Origin of the sequence: Amycolatopsis sp. NPDC058986 (assembly GCF_042741125.1) — a bacterium.
Taxonomy (GTDB): Bacteria; Actinomycetota; Actinomycetes; order Mycobacteriales; family Pseudonocardiaceae; genus Amycolatopsis.
The window spans coordinates 1-19,697 of the sequence record NZ_JBHYJW010000100.1 but is presented as its reverse complement, the minus strand read 5'-3'; the positions used below and the strand labels follow the sequence as shown (position 1 = coordinate 19,697).

Below are 19,697 nucleotides of genomic sequence, written 5' to 3'. Positions count from 1 at the left end.
CCTTACGGGCGTCCGACGCCCGTAAGGTGGCCTTAACGGCATTAGGCCGCGGTCAGTCCCAGTCGATACCGAAGATCCCGGGGCCGAAGTCGAGGGCGACGGCGTGCACCCCGTCGCCGCCGTCGAGCTTGAGCCGGCGCCGGGCGAGCGCGCCCTCACCGCCTTCGCGCGAGTACTGCCAGCACCGCTCGGGCGCGGTGCCGGGCGCGAACCGCACCTCCAGCAGGTATTCCCGCACCGGGCGCCGGAACTCGCGGTAGTAGGTGTTCTGACACTCCGGGTACGGCGGTCCGGCGTTGATCAGGGAGTACTCGATGAGGTGGGTTTCGCCGCGGTCGATGGGGCGGTCGAAGATCAGCTCGGCGACGGTGAGGCCGTGGGTCTCGTCGACCTCGGCGCGGCCGACCCGGCAGTTCCGGACCGCGTGCAGCGCGGGCGGCCCGGCTTCGGGGTTGCCCTGCGCGTAGACGAGCAGCCAGCGGTCCTGGCCGTCGGCGCCCGCCTGGAACACCGCGCGGGCGGTGACGGCGCGTTGCCCGCCGTCCTCGGCGATCTCGCACTGGTCGTGCAGGCCGACGAGTTTCAGCTGGTGCTGGCGGTCGAGGGCGTGGGGTGCGCCGACGCGCTCGAGCAGCGGTTGAAGCGTTTCCCTGGTGAACGTCAGCGGTTCGGCGCCGCTCGTCTGGCGCCGGGCTCCGCCGCGCGGGCGGGGAGGCGGCAGCAGGCCGAGCAGTGAACCCGCGGGCACGCCGAGGATGTCCTCCAGTACCCGCACGGCCGACAGCGAGCCCTGCCGCTCGGGCTGGCGTTTGCCGGACTGCCAGTAGCTCAGCGCCGTGACGCTGACCGTGGCGCCGCGGGCCCGTAGCCGGGCCTGGACGCGGTCGAGGCTCAGGCCACTGGCGGCGATCGCGTTCCGCAGCGCGATCGCGAACGCCGTGCGCTCGCCTTCGTGGTCACCCTGGCCCGCCGTGCTTCCCGCCATTGTCGTGACCCGCCCCATGTGTGCCGTCCCGGTACTACGACTGCGAGAACGTTAGCAGTACGCGGTGACATGGCCACACCTTGTGAGCAGCCCACATCCCGCGGCGGCCGACCGGTATTGGGTCGAACGGACTAGTACTGGCAACTGGGAATCGTTGCCCCCGCCCCGGCGCGCACGTTTGTATGGCTCAGCGGCCCGGTGCCCGCGCGCCTTCCCAGGTTACCGGGTCGTACAGGTCAGGACCGTGCAAACGGATCCGGCTCCGGCCGCCGACCGTGTCCGATCACCGGGTGCGGCAGGCCGTTCGAGGACCGGTGGCCCGGCGACGCCCCCAGCGCCGGGCCACCGGTCACTCCTCCCCGGATGGGGAAGACACCGTTGTTACTTGCCGGTAGGCTCCGGCGTATGGCTCTGCGGAAGAACATCCTGATCACCGGCGCCAGCTCGGGACTCGGCGAGGGCATGGCGCGCCAGTTCGCGGCGCGGGGACGCAATCTCGCGCTGTGCGCGCGGCGGACCGAGCGGCTCGACGCGCTGGCCGAGGAGCTGACGGGCGCCTTCCCCGGTATCAAGGTCGTGCCCCGGCCGCTGGACGTCAACGACCATGATCGGGTGTTCAGTGTGTTCGAGGAGTTCCGTGCGGAGCTGGGCTCGCTCGACCGCGTGATCGTGAACGCGGGAATCGGGAAGGGACAGCCGATCGGCAAGGGCCGGTTCGACGCCAACCGCACGACGCTGGAGACCAACTTCGTCGCCGCGGCCGCCCAGGTCGAGGCCGCGGTGGGGATCTTCCGCGAGCAGCGGGCCGGGCACCTCGCGGTGATCTCGTCCTTCAGCGCGATCCGCGGGTTCCCCGGCAACCTCACGGCGTACGCGGCGTCGAAGGCGGGCATCTCGACGTTCGTCGAGGGCACCCGGATCGAGCTGCGGCGGACACCGATCAAGGTGACCGACATCCAGCCCGGCTTCATCGAGTCGGAGATGACCGCGCGCAACGATGGCGTCCCGCTGGTCGCCCGCGCGGAGGTCGGGGTGCGGGCACTGGTCAAGGCGATCGAGGCGGAAGGCGCGAAGGTGTACGTCCCGAGCTGGCCGTGGACGCCGCTCAGCCTCGTGGTGCGGCTGGCCCCGGAGGCTCTGCTGAAGAAGTTCCTGTGAGCAGCGCCGGAAACGCCACGGTCGAGGTCCGTGCCGAAGACGCCTTCGACGCCGCCGCGGTGCACGCGTGGCTGAGCGAGCGTGTCGACGGGCTCGGTGCGGAACCGCCACGGGTGCGGCAGTTCCCCGGCGGGGCCTCGAATCTGACGTATCTGCTGAGCTATCCCGGTCGCGACCTCATCCTGCGGCGTCCGCCCGCGGGGCACAAAGCCGCGTCCGCGCACGACATGCGCCGCGAGTTCCGGGTGCAGCGCGCGCTCAAGCCGGTGTTCGGTTACGTGCCCGAGGTGCTGGCCTTCGGCGACGATCCGGCCGTGCTCGGCGGCGATTTCTACGTGATGGAGAAGCTCGACGGGCTCATCCTGCGCGGCGATCTTCCCGACGGCCTCGAGCTGAGCCCGGAACGGGCACGGGACTTGTCCGGCCGGGTGGTCGACCGGCTCGTCGAACTGCACGCTGTCGACGTCGATGCCGCGGGGCTCGCCGACCTCGGCAAGGGCGCGGGGTACGTCGAGCGGCAGATTCGTGGCTGGTCGGAGCGGTTCGCCCGGTCACGCACGGACAACGTCCCCGACTTCGCCGCGGTGATGGCCTGGCTGGCGGAAAACCAGCCAGGCGAGGTGAAGATCTGCCTCATCCACAACGACTATCGCCTCGACAACCTCGTGCTCGACGGTCCGGACACCCTCGACATCGTCGGCGTGCTGGACTGGGAGATGGCCACGCTCGGCGACCCGCTGATGGAACTCGGCAGCACGCTCGCGTACTGGGTGCAGGCCGATGACGACGACACGATGAAGCTGAGCCGTCGCCAGCCGACGCACCTGCCCGGCATGTACACGCGTGAAGAGTTCGTGGCGCACTACGCGGAGCGTACCGGGCTGAAGATCGAGGACTGGCGCTTCTACGAGGTGTACGGCCTCTTCCGGCTCGCCGTGGTGTTGCAGCAGATCTACCGCCGCTATCACGACGGCCAGACGCACAACCCCGCGTTCAAGGATCTCTGGCAGTTCTCCGGGTATCTGGACTGGCGCTGCCGCGAGATCATCGGGAAGGGAACGGCCTAGTGGGCGCCATCTACCTCGTCCGGCACGGGCAGGCGTCGTTCGGCGCCGAGGACTACGACCAGTTGTCCCCGCTCGGGTTCGAACAGTCCACTGTGGCCGGTGCGGAACTGCTGCGGCGCGGTGTCGAGTTCAGTCAGGCGCGCTCGGGATCGCTGGCCAGGCAACGGGACACCGCGGCCACCGCGCTCAAGGTGCTCGGCTCGGGCATCGCGGTGACCGAGGACGCGCGCTGGAACGAGTACGACCACGTCGACATCGCGCGCCATCACGCCGGTGGCGCGCCGCAAGAGGATTCACGGGCCTACCAGGCGACGCTGGACGCCGCGCTCACCGCGTGGACCGAAGCGGGCGCGGACGGGCCGTGCGCCGAGACCTGGCCCGCGTTCCTGAACCGCTGCCGGGGCGCGCTCGCCGATCTCGTGGCCTCGCTGGGCAAGGGGGAGCACGCGGTGGTGTTCACCTCCGGCGGCGTGATCGCGACGCTCTGCGGGGCGCTCATGGGTACCCCGGAAGCCGGGCTGCTCAAGCTCAACCGGGTCACCGTGAACGCCGGGATCACCAAGCTCGTGTCCGGGCGGGGCGGGGTGACGCTGTTGTCGTTCAACGAACATCCGCATTTCGAGGCGGACGCGGCAAAGCTGTTGACCTACCGGTAGGCGCGCGTCAGGACAACGGCGTCGTGCCGGTCGCTCAGTTCGGGAGCACCTCGGTGACCTTAGCGGTGAGGGCTGCCTTCGAGTTTTTGGTCCCGATCAGCTCGCTGTCCTTGATCGTCGCTTCGCCGCCCTCCATCCGGAAACTGCCGTTCCGGACGTATTCGCCGCCTGTGATCTCGTACAGCACCGTGCACGAGGGCAGGCACAGGCTCGTCGACTTCGGCTCGATGCGGTAGCGGACATTGCACCCGGCCGAGCCGAAGCACTGCTTGTCCAGGATCTTCACCGCGATCGTGAAGTCCTCCGGGCTTGCCTTGACGGTCGGAGGCGCGAAAGTACTTGTCGTGGCCGAGGGAACCGGATTGCTGGTGGAGGCGGGACCGGCGACCTGGTTTCGCGGTCGCGTCGACCCATCGGCCGATACCCAGGTGTCGCCCGGACCGACGCACGGCACCTTTTCGGCGGGGTTGGCGCATTGGCTCGTTGCCGTCCTGGTCACCACGACCACGATCGCGATGCCGGTTCCCGCGAGGACACACACGCCCACAATGAGCCACGGCCACCATTGCTTCCAGCGTCGCGCGGGAGGTGACGGTTCCGCTGCGGCTGTGGGAAATGGGAAAGTCATGCCACACTCTCGTGTCGATCTCGGATCGCGTTACGTATCACCCTTCACCCGCGTCGCGGTCGCTCCCGTCCGTCCGAACCGGACTGGTCGTGCTCCGGCACACCTGCGAAAGATGCGGCGACTCGTGCGTTTCAAGCCCGGGTGAAGTCACAGCCGGACACCTGCAGATACTCGCCTTTGCCCACAGTCACGCGGGCCGTGCCGTGTGTGATGTTGTTAGCGATGATCGCGTCGGGCGAGCCGGAGTCGTTCTTCATCCGTGCCCAGTAGCAAACCGAACCGTCCCGAGGACCCGTGGATTGGTACGCTCCGGCCGTGATATCGGTACCCACCAGGTAGGTTCCGTCCCCGAACTCCGTTTTCGGCCCTGCGGGCCTGGCGGTGGTCGAGGGCGGCTCGGCAGGGGAGGCGGTGACCGTTGCGGTAGCCGTGACCGAGGTCGTGGCGGTCGTCGTCGCTCTCGTCGTCGAGGTCGCAGTCAAGGTGGTCGTGGCGGGAGCCGTCGGCGTGCGGCCAGCTGACGCTGCCGGGGCGGGCGCGGGCGACCGGCCCGCCAGCCCGGTCGCGAGCCCGAGGGCGAGTGCGGTGAGAATGCCGAAGAGCCATGGCCACCGCCTCGGTTTCCTTCGGGTGGCCTGCGGTACCGGCGGCTGTCGAAAGGAGGGCTCAGTACTGCTCATTGTGGCTCTTTCGCTGCGGCGACGGGGTCTGCAAGAGGCCGTCGCAGGGCTACGCCGAACCGCAACCGCCGCGGGAGAGCGTGATTCGTTCGTGGCCGGTTCTGTGCCCTTCCGCGATCAGCGACCGAGGACGGGGCTCATCGCAACGCCGGGGGTTTCCCTTGCGGGGCACCGGTTTCCCAGTCCCAGCCGGTGATCAGTGCGCGCATCAGCCTGGCGGCGCTGGAGAGATGACTCTCGGCGCCCCAGAACAGCGTGACCGTCCGGCGGCACCCGGGATCGTCGACGGCGATCCAGGCGACCGCGTCGTTGGTGGCGGTGCGCCGGGCGAGGGCGGGGACGAGGCCGATGCCGAGCCCCGCGCTGATCAGGCTCGCGATGGCGCTGTGTTCGTCGCCCTCGCAGACGATCTTCGGGGTCAGGCCCCGGCCGGCGAAGAGCCGGTCGAGGAGTCCGCGGACCCAGTGTCCCTTGCGGGAGGTCACGAAGGGCTGACCCGCCAGTTCCTCGACGCTCACCGACGCGCGGCCCGCCAGCGGATGGTCGTGCGGGGTGGCCACCCACACCGCCTCTTCGAACAGCGGCGCCGAGTCCAGTCCCTCGGCGCGGATCGGTTGTGAGGCAACGCAGAGGTCGACGTCCTTGGCCCGCAGGAGGCGGCCCATGTCCTCGGCGGGTGTCCAGCGGAGTTCGACCTCGATGGCGGGATGGGCCCGCTTGTACGCCGCGAGCGGGCCGGTGAGGGTGAGAAAGGTTTCCGACGCCAGGCGCACGGTGCCGAAGCCCTCGCTGGTGGCTTCGGCGACGGCTCGCCGTCCCGCGTCGAGTTCGCCGAGGGCGCGTTCGACGTAGCCGAGGAAGAGCTTCCCGGTGTCGTTCAGCCGGAGCCGTCCCGCGCGATCGAACAGCGGCGTGCCGAGTTCGTTTTCCAGCCGGGCGATGGTGCGGCTCACCGAAGGCTGGGCGACGCGGAGTTCGTCGGCCGCGCGGCTGAGGTGCTCCAGCCGTGCCACGACACGGAACTGGTTGAGCGTGTTCAGGTCCATGACCCATGCCTCCGACGTCATAACGGCATAGCAATATTGATCTTAGACAGGATAGCTCAGCAGTCATAGCTTCGAGAGGTGAAGCAAAACGGGGAAGACGCCTTCGCGGTCAGCGGAGGGGTATTGCGGGCCGTCGTCAGCGCGCATCTGGTGGGGATCATCGGCCAGCCGGTGTTCGCCGGGGTGTACCTGAGCGGGGACTACGACGGCCTGGGCTGGCACGCGACCGGTGCCGACGTCGTCACCTCGATCGGCTACCTGCAGCTGATCGTGGCGGCCGTTGTGTGGGTCCGGCTGCGCCGGGCCTGGCCGTTCCTCACCACGCTGGCGCTGGTGGCGGCCGAGACCGCGCAGTATTTCGCCGGGCTGGCGGGCGCGCTGTGGCTGCACCTCCCGCTGGGCGTACTCACCATCGCCGCGCTCGTCGTCCAGTTCATCGCGGTGTGGCGGCAGCCTTTCCGGCGGCCCGCCCGGGAGGTGCGGGCCGATGCGTGACCACCGGATCAGCAGGCGCCGGGTACTGGAAATCGGCGGGGCACTCGGGCTGCTGGCGGCCACCGGGCTGTCGGGCGCGGCCGCGTTGTCGCGCCGCCCGCCGGTCACCGGTGCCGAACTGCGCAGCGCCGTGCCGCTGCCGCCCGCGTTCAGTGTGCCGTTGCCGATTCCCGCAGTGCTGGCGCCGGTCAGCACCTCCGGCGGTGTCGACCGGTACGCCGTCACGCAGCGCGAAACGAGCGCGGAGATCCTGCCGGGCGTCCGGACTCCACTGTGGACATACGGTGGCACTTTCCCCGGCCCCACCATCGAATCGCGCCGGGGCAGGCCGATCACCGTGACGCATCGCAACGAGCTGCCGGTGCCGACCGTCGTGCACCTGCACGGCGGCCGGACCCCGGCGGACTCCGACGGGTACCCGACCGACCTCGTCCTGCCCGCGGGATGGCCGGACGCCGCACACCACGGCCATGGCGGCCACGCCATGGCAGGCATGTCGGATCCGCGGGCGGTGCAGGCGAAACTGAGCCGGGACTACACGTTCCCGATGGACCAGCGGCCGGCTTTGCTCTGGTATCACGATCACCGGATGGATTTCACCGCGCCCGCGATCTGGCGGGGTCTCGCGGGCCTGCACATCGTGCGTGACGACGCCGAGGACGCGCTCGGGCTGCCCGCGGGGCCGCGGGAACTGCCCCTGATGATCGCGGACCGCGCGTTCGCCGCGGACGGAAGTCTCGACTACCCCGCCCTCGATCCCACGCTGCGCGGACAGCCCGGGGTTCAGGAGTCCTACCTCGCCGGAGTGCTCGGCGACGTCATCCTGGTCAATGGCGCTCCGTGGCCGGTGCACGAGGTCGACGCGGCCCGCTACCGGCTGCGGATCCTGAACGGCTCGAACGCGCGGCACTACGAACTGGAAGCGGTGCTCGACGACGGCCGCCGGCTCGATCTCGTCCAGATCGGCGCGGACCAGGGGCTGCTCGCGGCGCCGGTGCCCCACGCGTCCCTGCCGATCGCGCCCGCCGAGCGCTACGACGTGATCGCCGACTTCTCCAGTGTCCCGGTCGGCAGCCTCGTCAAGGTCGTCAACCGGCTGGGCTCCGGACGCACCCGGGACGTCATGGCCTTCCGGGTGGCGCGCAAGGCCGCCGACGACAGCCGCGTTCCGCCCGTCCTCTCGACCGATCTCCCGACGTGGAACCGGGCGGACGCGGTCCGGGTGCGCGAGTTCTCGTTCCGCGCCGGGCAGCTGAACGGCGGGCACGGCTGGCTGATCGGCGGGCTGCCGTTCGACCCCGCCCGCTCCGACGTCACCGTCGGCCTCGGCGACGTCGAGGTGTGGCGGTTCGTCGCCGACGTCCACCATCCCGTCCACCTGCACCTGGTCGGCTTCCAGGTGCTCTCGCGCGGTGGCAGGCCGCCGCTCCCGCACGACGCGGGACTCAAGGACACCGTGTCGCTGCGGCCGGGCGAAGCGGCGGAGATCATCACCCGGTTCGACGGCTATCGCGGCCGCTATCTCTTCCACTGCCACAACGCCGAACACGAGGACATGGGCATGATGGCGAACCTCGAAATCGTCTGAACCGGTTCGCGGGTCAGGGTTTCAACCGTGTCCCGGTCACCCACGCGCGGACGAACGCGACCAGCCACGTCGCGAGCGCGCCCGCGGTCACCAGGACGAACGCGGGGCCGGGGCGGCCGCTGAGCGTCCACCACACGGCCGGGACCACGAGCAGCAGAGCGGCGGAGAGCACCGTGAGCAGCACCGCCCACGTGCGGTGGATCGTGAGGCGCCGGTCCGCCTTCGCCCGTCGGAGAACATCCACATCAGGTGGGTCGTGGTACAGGCCCGGAGTGCAACGGTCGCGGTGCGGTGTAATGCTTTCGTGGCCCGTTCGTGCGTGCGGACGCGATCGGGTGACCGCTGGTGGCAGGAGGTACGCATGCGGTTCGGTGACGTGACGCTGATCCCGGTCAACGGGTTCGGCACCGAGGACGTGGTGGTCGACGCCGGGGGCCGGATCTACACCGGGGTCGTGGACGGCCGGATCCTGCGGGTCGCGCCGGACGGCAGGCGCATCGACGTGCTGGCCGACACCGGCGGACGGCCGCTCGGGATCGAGTTCTTCGGCGAGGACGAACTGCTGATCTGCGACGCGCACGCGGGCCTGCTGACCGTGCCGATCGGCGGCGGGGACGTCACCACGCTCGCGACGTCGGCGGCGGGGCTGGAGTTCGTCTTCTGCAACAACGCCGCCGTCGCCGCGGACGGCACGGTGTACTTCACCGATTCCTCGCGGCGCTTCGGCATCGAGCGCTGGCGGGACGACCTCATCGAGCAGACCGGCGGCGGGCGGCTGCTGCGGCGGACCCCGGACGGGCAGATCGACCAGCTCGCCGACGGCTTCCAGTTCGCGAACGGCGTCGCGCTGCCCCCGGACGAGTCGTTCGTCGCGGTCGCCGAGACCGGTGCGTTCCGGGTCAGCAGGGTGTGGCTGCACGGCTCCCGCGCGGGCAAGGTGGACACGCTGATCGACGATCTCCCGGGTTTCCCGGACAACATCTCCACCGGCAGCGACGGGCTGATCTGGGTGACCCAGGCCAGCCCCCGCGTCGCGGCGCTCGACGTCGTCCGCAGGCTTCCCGCTCCGCTGCGCGCGCTCGTGCGTGCGCTGCCCGACGCCGTTCAGCCGCAGCCGGGGCGTGAGGTGGGTGTCCTCGGCGTCGCCGCGGACGGTCTGGTGGAGCGCGAGTTCCGGGGCGAGATCGCGGACTTCCACATGCTCACCGGCGTGCGCGAGCGCGACGGCAAGCTGTACTTCGGCAGTCTCGCCGACCCGGCGATCGCGGTCACCAGCCGCTGAGTGGTGCCGGTGGTGCTGAAGGACGCTTTCAGTGCGTTGGGTGCACTGATGGCGTCCTTCAGCACCATCAGTGCACCGAAGGCGTCCTTCAGCACACCGTCGCTACCGGCCTGTCCACTGTGGACTGCGCCCGGCCGACCATGCGGCGTAGAACTCGTGGTGGTCCTTGCTGGTCATGAGCAGCGCCTGGGTGATCGCCTCCAGCTCGATGGAGCTGCCGAGATCCATGTCCAGTTCCCGGGTCAGCAGGACCTTGGTGGTGGCGTAGGCGAGTGCCGGACCATCGGCCAGCCGCCGGGCGAGCGCCGCGGCGGCGGCCGGGAGTTCCTCATCGTCCACAACGGACGAAGCGAGGCCGATCGACTCGGCGCGGACGGCGTCGACCTTGTCGCCGAGCATCAGCAGTTCGGTGGCCCGGCCGAGGCCGACCAGCCGGGGCAGCAGGTACGCCGAGCCCATGTCCGCCCCGGCGAGGCCGACCTTGGTGAACAGGAAAGCGAACTTCGCCGACCGCGCCAGCAGCCGGAAGTCACTGGCCAGCGCGAGCACCGAACCGGCACCGGCGGCGACACCGTTGACGGCGGCGATGATCGGCAGCGGGCATTCCCGCATCGCCTTCACCACGGCCCCGGTCATCCGGGTGAACTCCAGCAGTTCGGCGGTCTCCATCTTCTGCAGCTCGCCGATGATCTCTTCGACATCACCGCCGGAACAGAACCCGCGCCCGCGTCCGGTGAGCACGAGCACCTTCACGTCGCCCCGGTGCGGCAGTTCGGCGAGCAGGTCCCGCAGATCGGCGTAGCTGTCGAAGGTCAGCGCGTTGAGCTTGTCCGGCCGGTCCAAGGTGACCGTCGCGACGCCATCGTCCACAGTGAACTCGAAGTGCTCCCATTCCGCCGTGATCGGGGGAGTGGCACGGAACGGGCTCATGACTGGATTCCTCCACCGTCGAGTACGAGAGTCTGGCCGTTGATCGCGGCCGCCTCGGGCGCCGCGAAGAAGGTCACCGCGAAGGCGACCTCGTCGGGTTCGAGCAGTCTGCCCAGCGCGGACGCGGCGGCGAGGGCGGCTTCGGCGGCGGCCTCGTCCCGTCCGGTGCGTTCCCGGATCCGGGCCACCGACGTGGCCGTCATATCGGTCCGCACGAACGCGGGGCACACCGCGTTGGCGGTGACGCCGGTGCCCGCCACCTCCGCGGCCACCGCGCGCATCAGGCCGACCGCCGCGTGTTTCGACGCGGTGTACCCGGCGGTGTAGCGATAGCCGACGTGCCCGGCGGTCGAGGCGACGGTGACGATCCGGCCGTGGTCGCGTTCACGCATTCCGGGCAGGACGGCGCGGGTACACAGGAACGCTCCGGTCGCGTTGACCTCGAACTGCGTTCGCCAGTCCTCGACACTCGTCGCGTACACGGGCGCGCTCGTCGACACCCCGGCGTTGTTGACCAGTACGTCGATCGGGCCCGCTTCGGTGAAGAACGCCTTGACCGCCGCTTCGTCGGTGACGTCGCATTCGGCGCGTCCTGGCGCGAGAACGGTGTCGCCCGCTGCGCGGAAACGGTCGGCGATCGCGGCGCCGATACCCCGGGTGCCACCGGTGACGACCACGCGGCGGCTCATGACGTTGTTCATGACCCGGCCATCGTACGCAGCGCCCGCCGGTCGAGTTTTCCGTTGGCGGTACGGGGAAGTTCGGTCACGAACACGACCTCTCGCGGGTACTTGTGCTTGGCGAGGTGAGCACGTGCGAAGTCCTTGAGCGCCTCCGGTTCGACCGTCGCCCCCGTTCGCGGGACGACGTAGGCGCGCGGGAGCACGAGTCCGTCCACTGTGGCCCCCAGGACAGCGCAGTCCGCGACGTCCGGATGCCCGAGCAGGCAGTCCTCGATCTCGCCCGGCGCCACGAAAACGCCGCCGACCTTGAGCAGATCGTCGGCGCGGCCGTGGTGGTGGTAGAAGCCTTCGGCGTCGCGGCTGAACAGGTCACCGGAGGTCAGGGTGTCACCGTCGAAGGTCTTCGCGGACTTCTCGGCGTCGCCGTAGTACTCGAGCGCGATCGTCGGCCCGGTGATCCGCAGTGGTCCGATTTCCCCGTCCGGCAAGGGATTCCCGCTCTCGTCGACGACCTGAGCGGTGTAGCCGGGGACCTCCTTGCCGAGGCTGCCGTACCGCGCCTCGCCCGGCCGGTTGGACAGGTAGATGTGGTAGGCCTCCGACGAGCCGATGCCGTCCACGACCGGGACGCCGAAGGCCGCGTCCCATTTGCGGTGCAGTTCCGGGGGCAGCGCCTCGCCCGCCGACGTCGTCAGGCGCAGACAGCTCAGGTCCTGTTCGGACGCCGCCGGATGGGCGATCATGGCGCTCATCATCGTCGGCACGTTGACCAGCACGGTCGGCCGGTGCCGCGCGATCAGCTCGAAGATCAGGTCCGCCGTCGTCCGCTGGGGGAACACGATCCCGGCGGCGCCGACACCGAACGGGAACAACGCGGCGAGATCGCGCGCGTACCCGAAGAAAAGCTTGGGCACGGCGAGAATCCGGTCGTCCGCACGTAAACCGAGGACGCCGAGCGCGTAGCGTTCGAAGCTCTCGATGGGACTGCGCAAGGGGTGCACGCAAGCCTTGGGGGAGCCGGTGCTGCCGGTGGTGAACTTCCAGATCCCGATATCGTCCAACGTGGTAGGTGCGGTGTCCAGCTCATCGGGCGCCTCGGCCGCGAGTGTCCGCAGTGGACGTTCGCCGGGCCGTAGGTCTTCCGGCGGGACGTCGGTGACAAGCAGGTTCCGCGCGCCCGCCTCGCGCAGCGCGGGCAGCGTGACCGCGTCCGCGACCACCACGACGGCTTCGGTGTAGCCGAGGTAGTAGGCGTAATCCTTGGGCTGCAGGAACGGATAGACCTCGGCGGTGATCGCGCCGATCTTCTGCGCGGCGTACCAGGTCGCGACGAACTCCTCGCCGTCGCTCAGTGCGAGCAGCACCCGCTGTCCACTTCGGACACCCGTGTCGCGCAGCACATGTCCGATCCGGTTGACGAGCTTCGCCAGTTCGGCATAGCTGACGGTTTTCTCGCCACACAGCAACGCCGTCCGCTCGCCGCGGCCCTCCTCGACGTGGCGGTCGATGAAGTACGTGGCGAGGTTGACCGGCGCACTCATGTGACGGCCCCCAACTCGCGGATGGCTTCCACCAGCATGTCGGTCAGCACGCCGAAGGTGGCCTCGCCCTCCTCGGCGGTCGATTCGGCGGGGGAGCCGCAATACGCGTCGGACATCCCCAGCTCTTGGAAACCGGAATCCGGCGAGGCCGCGGCCAGCGTCACCGGCACATGCGGCAAGGTCCGCATCAGCGATTCGTCGACGAGTTCGGGCCGGTCGGCCAGCACCAGCGAGGTCTCGTACCGTCCGGCGTGGCATTCGCCGCTGCGGAACTCTTCGGTGAGCCGCTGCGCGTTCCGTCGCCGGACCAGATCGAGGTGGGCGACACGGCCGCCGTGCTCGGCGTTCAGCGTCTCGGCCGCATGGCGCAGCGTCGTCAGATGCGCGGGCTCGAAGTGGTTGTTCACCAGCAGGATCCGCGGCAGGCCCTGACCGATCAACGCCACCCCGACGTCGACGAGCAACCCGTGCAACGTCTCTTCGCCGATGTGGATGCCTCCGGCGAACCCGGCGGCGAACCGCGTCACCCCGTACGGGAGCGCGGGAAGGACGAGCACGCGCACGTCCGGATCCGCGTCGAGGCGGTCCGCCGCGCGGGCGCACATTCCGTGCGAGATCAGCGGATCCGTGCCGAGCGGCGCGTGCGGTCCGTGCGGCTCGATCGCGCCGAGGGGGAGCAGCAGCACCGGCGTGCGCGCACCAGCCGGCAGCTCGGCCACCTGCCGGGACGTGAGATCCGCGAAGAACGTCACGAGAATCAACCTACACCGCAGCGGCCTGAGGTGTATAGAGTTGGGGGCGTGGCCGTCGACGGATTCGAGCCGAGCCCCCAGGAGCTGGTCATCACGCTGCTGGGCAGCTACGTGCACCCGCGCGAGACCCGGCGGATCTGGTCCGGCGGGCTCGTCGCGCTGCTGGCCGAGCTGGGTTTCTCCGACGGCGCGGCGCGGATCGCGCTGGCCAGGCTCGCCCGTCGTGACCTGCTGACCCGCCATCGCGCGGGGCGGCATGTGCACTACTCGCTGACCGCCCGCACCGTCGCGCTGCTCGCCGACGGCGACCGGCGGATCTTCTCCCTCGGTCGCCGGGAGAGCCCGGCCGGGACCTGGACCGTGCTGTGGCAGAACATCCCGGAAAACCGGCGTCCCGCCAGGGAGCGGCTGGTCCGGCGCCTGCGGTTCCTCGGCTTCGGCCCCTACACCGACGGCACCTGGATCGCGCCGCACGACCGCGAGGACGAGGTGCTCGCCCTGCTCGCGGAACTCGACGTCACCGAGTACGCCGGACTCTTCCTCGGGCGGCCGTCGGCGGGTCTGGACGTCCGTCGCTTCGCCGGGCGCGCCTGGGATCTCGACGAACTGTCGGCCCGCTACGACGCGTTCGTCCACGAGTTCGGCGGGCACGAGCCCGGCGAGCTGGACGATCCCGGCGCGTTCGGGGTGCGGACCCGGCTGGTGCACACCTTTCGCGCGTTCCCCGCGCTCGACCCGGAACTGCCCGCGGACCTGGTGCCCGCGCCGCGGCGCCGGGCGGCCGCGGTCGAGCTGTTCCACGATCTGTACACGGCGCTGGCCCCGGCGGCCCAGCGTCATTTCGACAAGGTGGTAGCACCATGAGCGAAGCTTGCGAGCGAATCATAGACATCATGCGCCAAAAGGGATCAGGCGCTGTCTCGCGAAGCGAGGCGATCGCATGACCGACACCGAGCAGGCGCTGAGCTACACCTCCTACCTCGCGCTGGACGACCTCCTGGACGCGCAGCGGCCCCGGTCGGACGAACACGACGAGCTGCTGTTCATCGTGATCCACCAGGTGTACGAGCTGTGGTTCAAGCAGCTCCTGCACGAGACGCGCTATCTGCAGGAGAACCTCGAAGCGGGCCGGACGGCGCACGCGATCCGCACGCTGCGGCGGATTCTCACCGTGCTCAAGGTGGTCGTCGAGCAGATCGACGTCCTCGAGACCATGACGCCGAGCCAGTTCAGCAGCTTCCGGGCCCGGCTGGACGCCTCCAGCGGCTTCCAGTCGGGGCAGTTCCGGGAGCTGGAAGCGGTTCTCGGTAGGCGGGACGAAAGTGTCCTAACCCACTACCCGGAGGGCTCTGAACAGCGGAAGCGCATTTCCGACGCGCTGAGCAGGCCCTCTCTGTTCGATTCGTTCCTCACCTATCTGGCGGAAAGCGGTTACTCGATTCCCCGCCGCACCGACGTCACCCGACCGGTGGAGCCCTCGCCCGAGCTGCAGGCGGTACTGCTGAAGATGTACCGCGACGACAGCGGTCAATCAGTGGTCGCCGAGCACATGGTGGACCTGGACGAAGGGATGCAGGAGTGGCGCTATCGTCACGTGAAGATGGTCGAACGCACCATCGGAGACAAGACCGGGACTGGTGGGTCCTCTGGCGCGACCTACCTGCGGACTACCTTGTTCCGTCCGATGTTCCCGGATCTCTGGGCAGTCCGGAGCCAGCTGTGAGCACCCTCGACGACATCCGCACCAGCCCCAACGCACTGGCCGGGTCCTACCGCCGCTTCGCGGTGGCCGACCGGCTCCTGCTGACCGGACATTCCCATCAGGCGTGGCCCGACGTCGCGGAGGAAGGGTTGCTCGAAGCCTTCGCCGACGCCGCCCGTGACGTCGACGCCAAATGGGACCGCGCGTTCGCGAAGGCCGACGAACTGCGCGCGGGATTCCGCGTCCTGCTCGGCGACCGGCGCGGCGAGTTCGCGCTAGGGACCAGCACGCACGACCTCGTGCTCCGCTTCCTTTCCGCGGTGGATCTGCCCCGGCGACCCCGGCTGGTGACCACCGACGGCGAGTTCCACACCCTGCGCCGCCAGCTCGCCCGGCTGGAGGAGGAGGGCGTCGAGGTCGTCCGCGTCCCGGTCGAACCGGTCACCACGCTCGCCGAGCGCGTCGCCGACCAGGTCGACGGCGGGACCGCCGCAGTGCTGATCTCGGCCGTGCTGTTCGAGACCTCCCGGCTCGTGCCGGGGCTCGCGCACCTCGCCGACGTGTGCCGTGGCCGCTCGGTCGAACTCGTCGTCGACGCCTACCACGCGCTCGGCGTCGTCCCGTTCTCGCTGCACGACCTCGGGCTGACCAACGCCTGGGTGCTCGGCGGCGGCTACAAGTACCTCCAGCTCGGCGAGGGCAACTGCTTCCTGCGGCTGCCCGCGCACGCGCAGGAGCTGCGGCCGGTGATCACCGGCTGGTACGCCGAATTCGGCGCGCTCGCCGACGAACGGCGGCCCGGCGCGGTCGCCTACGCACCGGGCAGCGACCGCTTCGCCGGCGCGACCTACGACCCGACCAGTCACTACCGGGCTGTACGGGTGCAGCGGTTCTTCACCGAGCAGGGGCTGACCCCGCGGTTCCTGCGCGAGGTGTCGCAGCACCAGGTCGGCCTGCTCGCGCGTCACTTCGACGAACTGGACCTGCCCGAAGACGTCGTCACCCGCGACCGCGAGACGCCGTTAGGCATGATCGGCGGCTTCCTCTCCCTGAGGTGCCGCGACGCCGCGGGCCTCCAGGCCGCGCTTGCCGAACGCGGGGTGCGCACCGACGCGCGCGGCCCATACCTGCGGTTCGGCCCCGCGCCCTACCTGTCGGACCTCCAGCTCGAAACCGCGATGGCGACCCTCGGCGAGGTCGTCCGCGGACAGTGACTCCGGGGCCGCGCGGCGTAGGCGGCCTTTCGGGCACATTCGGCGTCCAGAACCTGGGACCAGCCTTGGCCGGTGATCAGCCGGGGCCTTAGGTTGACGGGGTGAGGCACCGGCCGACGGGCGACCCCCGTCGGCCGGTGCTTCGGACCATCCACCAGGTGCGCAGCGGCCACAGCCGTGCGCGGGTCGACGAAGGAGTCACCACCGTGACCGAAGGAGTGTTCGGCCGGAACACCGGCCATGAGCAAGTTGTGTTCTGCCACGACCAGGCCAGCGGCCTGAAGGCCATCATCGGTATCTACTCGACCGCACTGGGCCCCGCGCTCGGCGGCACCCGCTTCCACCCCTACGAGTCCGAGGACGCCGCGCTCGCCGACGTCCTCGCGCTGTCGAAGGGGATGGCCTACAAGAACGCGCTGGCCGGGCTCGACCTCGGCGGCGGGAAGGCCGTGATCATCGGCGACCCCGCGACGCAGAAGACCGAGGCGCTCCTGCGGGCCTACGGGCGTTTCGTGCAGTCGCTCGGCGGCCGCTACATCACCGCCTGCGACGTCGGCACCTACGTGCGGGACATGGACGTCGTGGCCCGCGAATCGCGGTTCGTCACCGGCCGCTCGCCGGAGGACGGCGGCGCCGGCGACTCCTCCGTCCTCACCGCTTTCGGGGTGTACCAGGGCATGCGTGCCTCCGCCGAGCACGTCTGGGGCGTGCCGGAGCTGACCGGGCGCCGCGTCGGTGTCGCGGGGGTCGGCAAGGTGGGGCACATCCTCGTCGGGCATCTGGTCGAGGCCGGTGCGCGCGTGGTGGTCACCGACGTGTCGCCTGCCGCGCTGGACCGGGTCCGCGCGGCGTACCCGAGCGTCGAGGTCGTGTCCGATGTGGACACTCTGATCCGGTCCGAACTGGACGTTTTCGCGCCGTGCGCGCTGGGCGGGGTACTGAACGACGACACGGTGGCCGCGCTGCGGGCGCGGATCGTGTGCGGTGCGGCGAACAACCAGCTCGCGCACCCCGGGGTGGACAAGATGCTCGACGACCGCGGCATCCTGTTCGCGCCGGACTACCTCGTCAACGCCGGCGGCGTGATCCAGGTCGACGACGAGCGGCACGGGTTCGACTTCGAACGGGCCAAGCGCAAGACGACGGCGATCTTCGACACCACGAAGGCCGTGTACGCGCTCGCGAAGTCCGAAGGCGTGCCGCCCGCCACCGCGGCGGACCGCCTCGCCGAGCGGCGCATGGCCGATGTCGGCCGCCTGCGGGGAATCCTGCTCTGACTGTTCAAGGCTGGGTTGGTCGGGGCCAACCCAGCCACAAGGTCGACGAGTGCGCGCAGCGCGCGAGGAGACTTCACGGTCGAGCGCCCTCTTTTGGCCGATAGGCCCCGCTATCACGATGACAGGGCGCCCCTTCCGCGACGGTGACATTCGTCGAGAAGGAGCGCCCTGGCAGCGTGATAGCGGAAGCGCTCGATGAAAAACTCAGCCGCTCTTGCGGCGGAACTGGCGCTTGTTCGCGGCGGGGCCGTGCGCGTGCTGGTTCTTCGGGCCACCGTTCTCGTGGGAGGAACCCGACCGCGCGTGGGCCTGCTTGCGCTCGAGTGCCTCGCGGAACTTGCGTTTGACGTCGTCCTCCTCGCCGCTCTGCCGCGACGGTTCCGGTTCAGCCATGCTTACCTCCGAGGTTACGACGTGTGACCGTTCCAGCCTGTCAGGTGCGTGCCGCGTTGGCGAGCGGATTTCGCCCCGGCGTCGGGAGAATCACCGATCCGGTGTGGGCATCTGGACCGGGCCGCCGAAGCGGATCCGGTCGCGGACCAGTGGACGGCCGCAGTGGTCGCACAGCAGCGTCGGAACCAGCCGGTTCCCGCATTCGTCGTGGTAGAGCGTGAGGTCCGCGTCCTGGCCCGGTACCTCGAAGCCGCGGGCCCACTCGACGATGAAAGCCAGCGCGGGGAAGAACGCCAGTCCCTTCGAGGTGAGCCGGTAGGCCCTGGCGTCGGCGCGGGTCGCCGCGGTTTCGGTCCGTAGGACGCCGACCTCGACGAGTTTGCTGAGCCGCCCCGACAGCACGCTCGGGCCGATGCCGAGTTCGCGTTCGAACTCCGAGAAGTGCCGCGCGCCGAGCATCGCCGAGGACACCAGCCCGGTGGACCACCGGTCACCGAGCAGTTCCATGGTGTCCGGGAAGAACATCACCGGGTCGTGCGCGAGCGGTTCGGCGTCCTTGCGGCGGAAGCGTTTCGACGCCGTCGCCGCGCCGATCCCGGTCGCGTCGAGCCGTTTCGCGCTGATGTCGCGCGCGTCGACCCGGCAGCCGCAGGTGCCGCAGCCCAGCGGCGCCGAGGTGGTCAGCCCGCAGTCGAGGTGGATCAGCGTCGGCAGGACCTCCCGGCGACCGGGGATCCATTCGCGCTCCCACGCCCAGATCGAGATGAACAGCGGCCACAGTTCGAGGCCGCGTTCGGTGAGCCGGTACTCGTGCCGCGTCCGGTTGGTGTCGCGGTAGGGCGTCCGGAGCAGGACTCCGTTCTCCACCAGGGCACCGAGCCGCCCGGACAGCGCGGTCGGGGAGATGCCCAGCCGCAGCCGAAGCTGCTCGTACCGCCGGAAGCGCAGGAAGACGCCTTGCAGGATGAGCAGCGTCCACTGGTCGCCGAGCAGCTCGAGTGCTCGGCGGACCGACTCTCCTGCCGGTCGGACACGGTGTGCGGTCGCTTCGGTCACCGGGGACCCCTCTTTCCGTCGTGGACCCAGCTTAGCTGACTACACCTAGAGAAGCCTATTGACAGCTGGGTACACAAATCATAGTCTCGTCCCCGTCAGCCCGCACCGCAGGGGAGAGCTCGATGGTCAGCACTTCCGCACAGTCGCCCACGGTGGCCCGGACGGCACCGGACGCTCACGGAGCCGAACAGGTCAACCGGTGCCCGCGCGACGCCTATGCGCTGGGTGGCATCGAGATCGGCAACGCGGCCCAGGGGGTCGCCGGAGACTGCCCCGCCCGGCCGCTCCCGGCCGGGCCAGAGGGATCGACCCGCTACGGAAACGGTAGCCAGGTCGGAGTGGCAGGCCCGTGGCCTGCGGGTTTCGCGGTCGCGAAAAGCGCGGCCGGGATGTCCGGATAAAGGCACCTCCTCCGGCACGCGCCCGGCAGGACCGGGAGCGTGCGGGAGGAGGCCGGCGGAGGCCGAAGCAAAGCATGGAAGGGCACACGTCGCCCTGCGGCGTGTGGGGGCCGTGCTGTGCTCTCCGCCGGAACCCGCCGCACCGATCGCCGCGCGCGATCGG

22 protein-coding genes are annotated in these 19,697 nt (G+C 70.0%); 11 read left to right on the top strand and 11 right to left on the bottom strand.

The features are described 5' to 3' along the window. Window positions 1-52 precede the first annotated feature (52 nt). Window positions 53-985, bottom strand: a complete 933-nt coding sequence (locus ACFW0G_RS43750) for a hypothetical protein (RefSeq protein ID WP_378331478.1) — start codon at window positions 983-985, stop codon at window positions 53-55. Window positions 986-1,390: 405 nt separating this feature from the next. Here ACFW0G_RS43750 and ACFW0G_RS43745 point away from each other — a divergent pair, with 405 nt between their 5' ends. Genes ACFW0G_RS43745 through ACFW0G_RS43735 form a run of 3 tightly spaced genes read left to right on the top strand, consistent with a single transcriptional unit; the run spans window position 1,391 to window position 3,866 of the window. Beyond that, window positions 1,391-2,143, top strand: coding sequence for an SDR family oxidoreductase (locus ACFW0G_RS43745; protein WP_378331477.1), 753 nt, complete (start codon window positions 1,391-1,393; stop codon window positions 2,141-2,143). Further along, window positions 2,140-3,210, top strand: coding sequence for a phosphotransferase family protein (locus ACFW0G_RS43740; RefSeq protein ID WP_378331476.1), 1,071 nt, complete (start codon window positions 2,140-2,142; stop codon window positions 3,208-3,210). The genes ACFW0G_RS43745 and ACFW0G_RS43740 overlap by 4 nt, the downstream gene beginning before the upstream one ends. Continuing rightward, the gene (locus tag ACFW0G_RS43735) at window positions 3,210-3,866 is read left to right on the top strand and encodes a histidine phosphatase family protein (RefSeq protein WP_378331475.1); all 657 of its coding nucleotides are present in this window, start codon (window positions 3,210-3,212) and stop codon (window positions 3,864-3,866) included. Before ACFW0G_RS43740 ends, ACFW0G_RS43735 begins: the two co-directional genes overlap by 1 nt. A gap of 34 nt (window positions 3,867-3,900) precedes the next feature. Here the strand turns inward: ACFW0G_RS43735 and ACFW0G_RS43730 are convergent, their stop codons facing one another. From ACFW0G_RS43730 to ACFW0G_RS43720, 3 genes are all read right to left on the bottom strand, one after another. Further along, a complete protein-coding gene (locus tag ACFW0G_RS43730) occupies window positions 3,901-4,365 on the bottom strand; it encodes a hypothetical protein (RefSeq protein ID WP_378331474.1) in 465 nt (154 codons plus the stop codon). A gap of 260 nt (window positions 4,366-4,625) precedes the next feature. Next, a complete protein-coding gene (locus ACFW0G_RS43725) occupies window positions 4,626-4,751 on the bottom strand; it encodes a hypothetical protein (RefSeq protein ID WP_378331473.1) in 126 nt (41 codons plus the stop codon). Between the two features lie 560 nt (window positions 4,752-5,311). Next, on the bottom strand, window positions 5,312-6,241 hold the full coding sequence (locus ACFW0G_RS43720; protein WP_378331472.1) for a LysR family transcriptional regulator: 930 nt from the start codon (window positions 6,239-6,241) through the stop codon (window positions 5,312-5,314). Window positions 6,242-6,298: 57 nt separating this feature from the next. On the opposite strand from ACFW0G_RS43720, the gene ACFW0G_RS43715 reads away from it, so the two are divergent. Together ACFW0G_RS43715 and ACFW0G_RS43710 are read left to right on the top strand one after the other, a co-directional pair. Beyond that, window positions 6,299-6,715, top strand: a complete 417-nt coding sequence (locus tag ACFW0G_RS43715; protein ID WP_378331471.1) for a hypothetical protein — start codon at window positions 6,299-6,301, stop codon at window positions 6,713-6,715. Then, window positions 6,708-8,303 (top strand): multicopper oxidase family protein, encoded by a 1,596-nt coding sequence (locus ACFW0G_RS43710; protein ID WP_378331470.1) that lies wholly within the window; start codon window positions 6,708-6,710, stop codon window positions 8,301-8,303. The genes ACFW0G_RS43715 and ACFW0G_RS43710 overlap by 8 nt, the downstream gene beginning before the upstream one ends. 13 nt (window positions 8,304-8,316) lie before the next feature. Here ACFW0G_RS43710 and ACFW0G_RS43705 read toward each other — a convergent pair whose 3' ends face one another. Then, window positions 8,317-8,547, bottom strand: coding sequence for a hypothetical protein (locus ACFW0G_RS43705; protein ID WP_378331469.1), 231 nt, complete (start codon window positions 8,545-8,547; stop codon window positions 8,317-8,319). A gap of 117 nt (window positions 8,548-8,664) precedes the next feature. Between ACFW0G_RS43705 and ACFW0G_RS43700 the strand changes: the two genes are divergently transcribed. Continuing rightward, entirely contained in the window at window positions 8,665-9,585 is a 921-nt protein-coding gene (locus ACFW0G_RS43700) for an SMP-30/gluconolactonase/LRE family protein (protein ID WP_378331468.1), read from the top strand. Between the two features lie 102 nt (window positions 9,586-9,687). On the opposite strand, the gene ACFW0G_RS43695 is transcribed toward ACFW0G_RS43700, so the two are convergent. The 4 genes from ACFW0G_RS43695 to ACFW0G_RS43680 are packed head-to-tail and all read right to left on the bottom strand — an operon-like array spanning window position 9,688 to window position 13,491. Continuing rightward, window positions 9,688-10,515 (bottom strand): enoyl-CoA hydratase family protein, encoded by an 828-nt coding sequence (locus tag ACFW0G_RS43695; RefSeq protein WP_378331467.1) that lies wholly within the window; start codon window positions 10,513-10,515, stop codon window positions 9,688-9,690. After that, on the bottom strand, window positions 10,512-11,204 hold the full coding sequence (locus tag ACFW0G_RS43690; RefSeq protein ID WP_378331479.1) for an SDR family NAD(P)-dependent oxidoreductase: 693 nt from the start codon (window positions 11,202-11,204) through the stop codon (window positions 10,512-10,514). The genes ACFW0G_RS43695 and ACFW0G_RS43690 overlap by 4 nt, the downstream gene beginning before the upstream one ends. 8 nt (window positions 11,205-11,212) lie before the next feature. After that, complete coding sequence (locus ACFW0G_RS43685; protein ID WP_378331466.1) at window positions 11,213-12,739, bottom strand: benzoate-CoA ligase family protein; 1,527 nt, start codon at window positions 12,737-12,739, stop codon at window positions 11,213-11,215. Continuing rightward, a complete protein-coding gene (locus ACFW0G_RS43680) occupies window positions 12,736-13,491 on the bottom strand; it encodes a creatininase family protein (RefSeq protein ID WP_378331465.1) in 756 nt (251 codons plus the stop codon). Before ACFW0G_RS43680 ends, ACFW0G_RS43685 begins: the two co-directional genes overlap by 4 nt. A gap of 48 nt (window positions 13,492-13,539) precedes the next feature. Between ACFW0G_RS43680 and ACFW0G_RS43675 the strand changes: the two genes are divergently transcribed. From ACFW0G_RS43675 to ACFW0G_RS43660, 4 genes are all read left to right on the top strand, one after another. Next, window positions 13,540-14,355, top strand: a complete 816-nt coding sequence (locus ACFW0G_RS43675; RefSeq protein ID WP_378331464.1) for a PaaX family transcriptional regulator C-terminal domain-containing protein — start codon at window positions 13,540-13,542, stop codon at window positions 14,353-14,355. A gap of 76 nt (window positions 14,356-14,431) precedes the next feature. Further along, window positions 14,432-15,214 carry a tryptophan 2,3-dioxygenase gene (locus ACFW0G_RS43670; RefSeq protein ID WP_378331463.1) on the top strand — a complete coding sequence of 261 codons (783 nt, stop codon included), beginning with the start codon at window positions 14,432-14,434 and terminating at the stop codon, window positions 15,212-15,214. Continuing rightward, window positions 15,211-16,407 carry a kynureninase gene (locus ACFW0G_RS43665; protein ID WP_378331462.1) on the top strand — a complete coding sequence of 399 codons (1,197 nt, stop codon included), beginning with the start codon at window positions 15,211-15,213 and terminating at the stop codon, window positions 16,405-16,407. The genes ACFW0G_RS43670 and ACFW0G_RS43665 overlap by 4 nt, the downstream gene beginning before the upstream one ends. 206 nt (window positions 16,408-16,613) lie before the next feature. Beyond that, a complete protein-coding gene (locus tag ACFW0G_RS43660; RefSeq protein ID WP_378331461.1) occupies window positions 16,614-17,684 on the top strand; it encodes a Glu/Leu/Phe/Val dehydrogenase dimerization domain-containing protein in 1,071 nt (356 codons plus the stop codon). A gap of 204 nt (window positions 17,685-17,888) precedes the next feature. Here ACFW0G_RS43660 and ACFW0G_RS43655 read toward each other — a convergent pair whose 3' ends face one another. Both ACFW0G_RS43655 and ACFW0G_RS43650 read right to left on the bottom strand, forming a co-directional pair. Continuing rightward, on the bottom strand, window positions 17,889-18,077 hold the full coding sequence (locus ACFW0G_RS43655) for a DUF5302 domain-containing protein (RefSeq protein ID WP_378331460.1): 189 nt from the start codon (window positions 18,075-18,077) through the stop codon (window positions 17,889-17,891). Window positions 18,078-18,167: 90 nt separating this feature from the next. Beyond that, on the bottom strand, window positions 18,168-19,133 hold the full coding sequence (locus ACFW0G_RS43650) for a winged helix-turn-helix transcriptional regulator (RefSeq protein WP_378331459.1): 966 nt from the start codon (window positions 19,131-19,133) through the stop codon (window positions 18,168-18,170). A 122-nt stretch (window positions 19,134-19,255) separates the two neighbouring features. Between ACFW0G_RS43650 and ACFW0G_RS43645 the strand changes: the two genes are divergently transcribed. After that, window positions 19,256-19,534, top strand: a complete 279-nt coding sequence (locus ACFW0G_RS43645) for a hypothetical protein (protein ID WP_378331458.1) — start codon at window positions 19,256-19,258, stop codon at window positions 19,532-19,534. Window positions 19,535-19,697 lie beyond the last annotated feature (163 nt).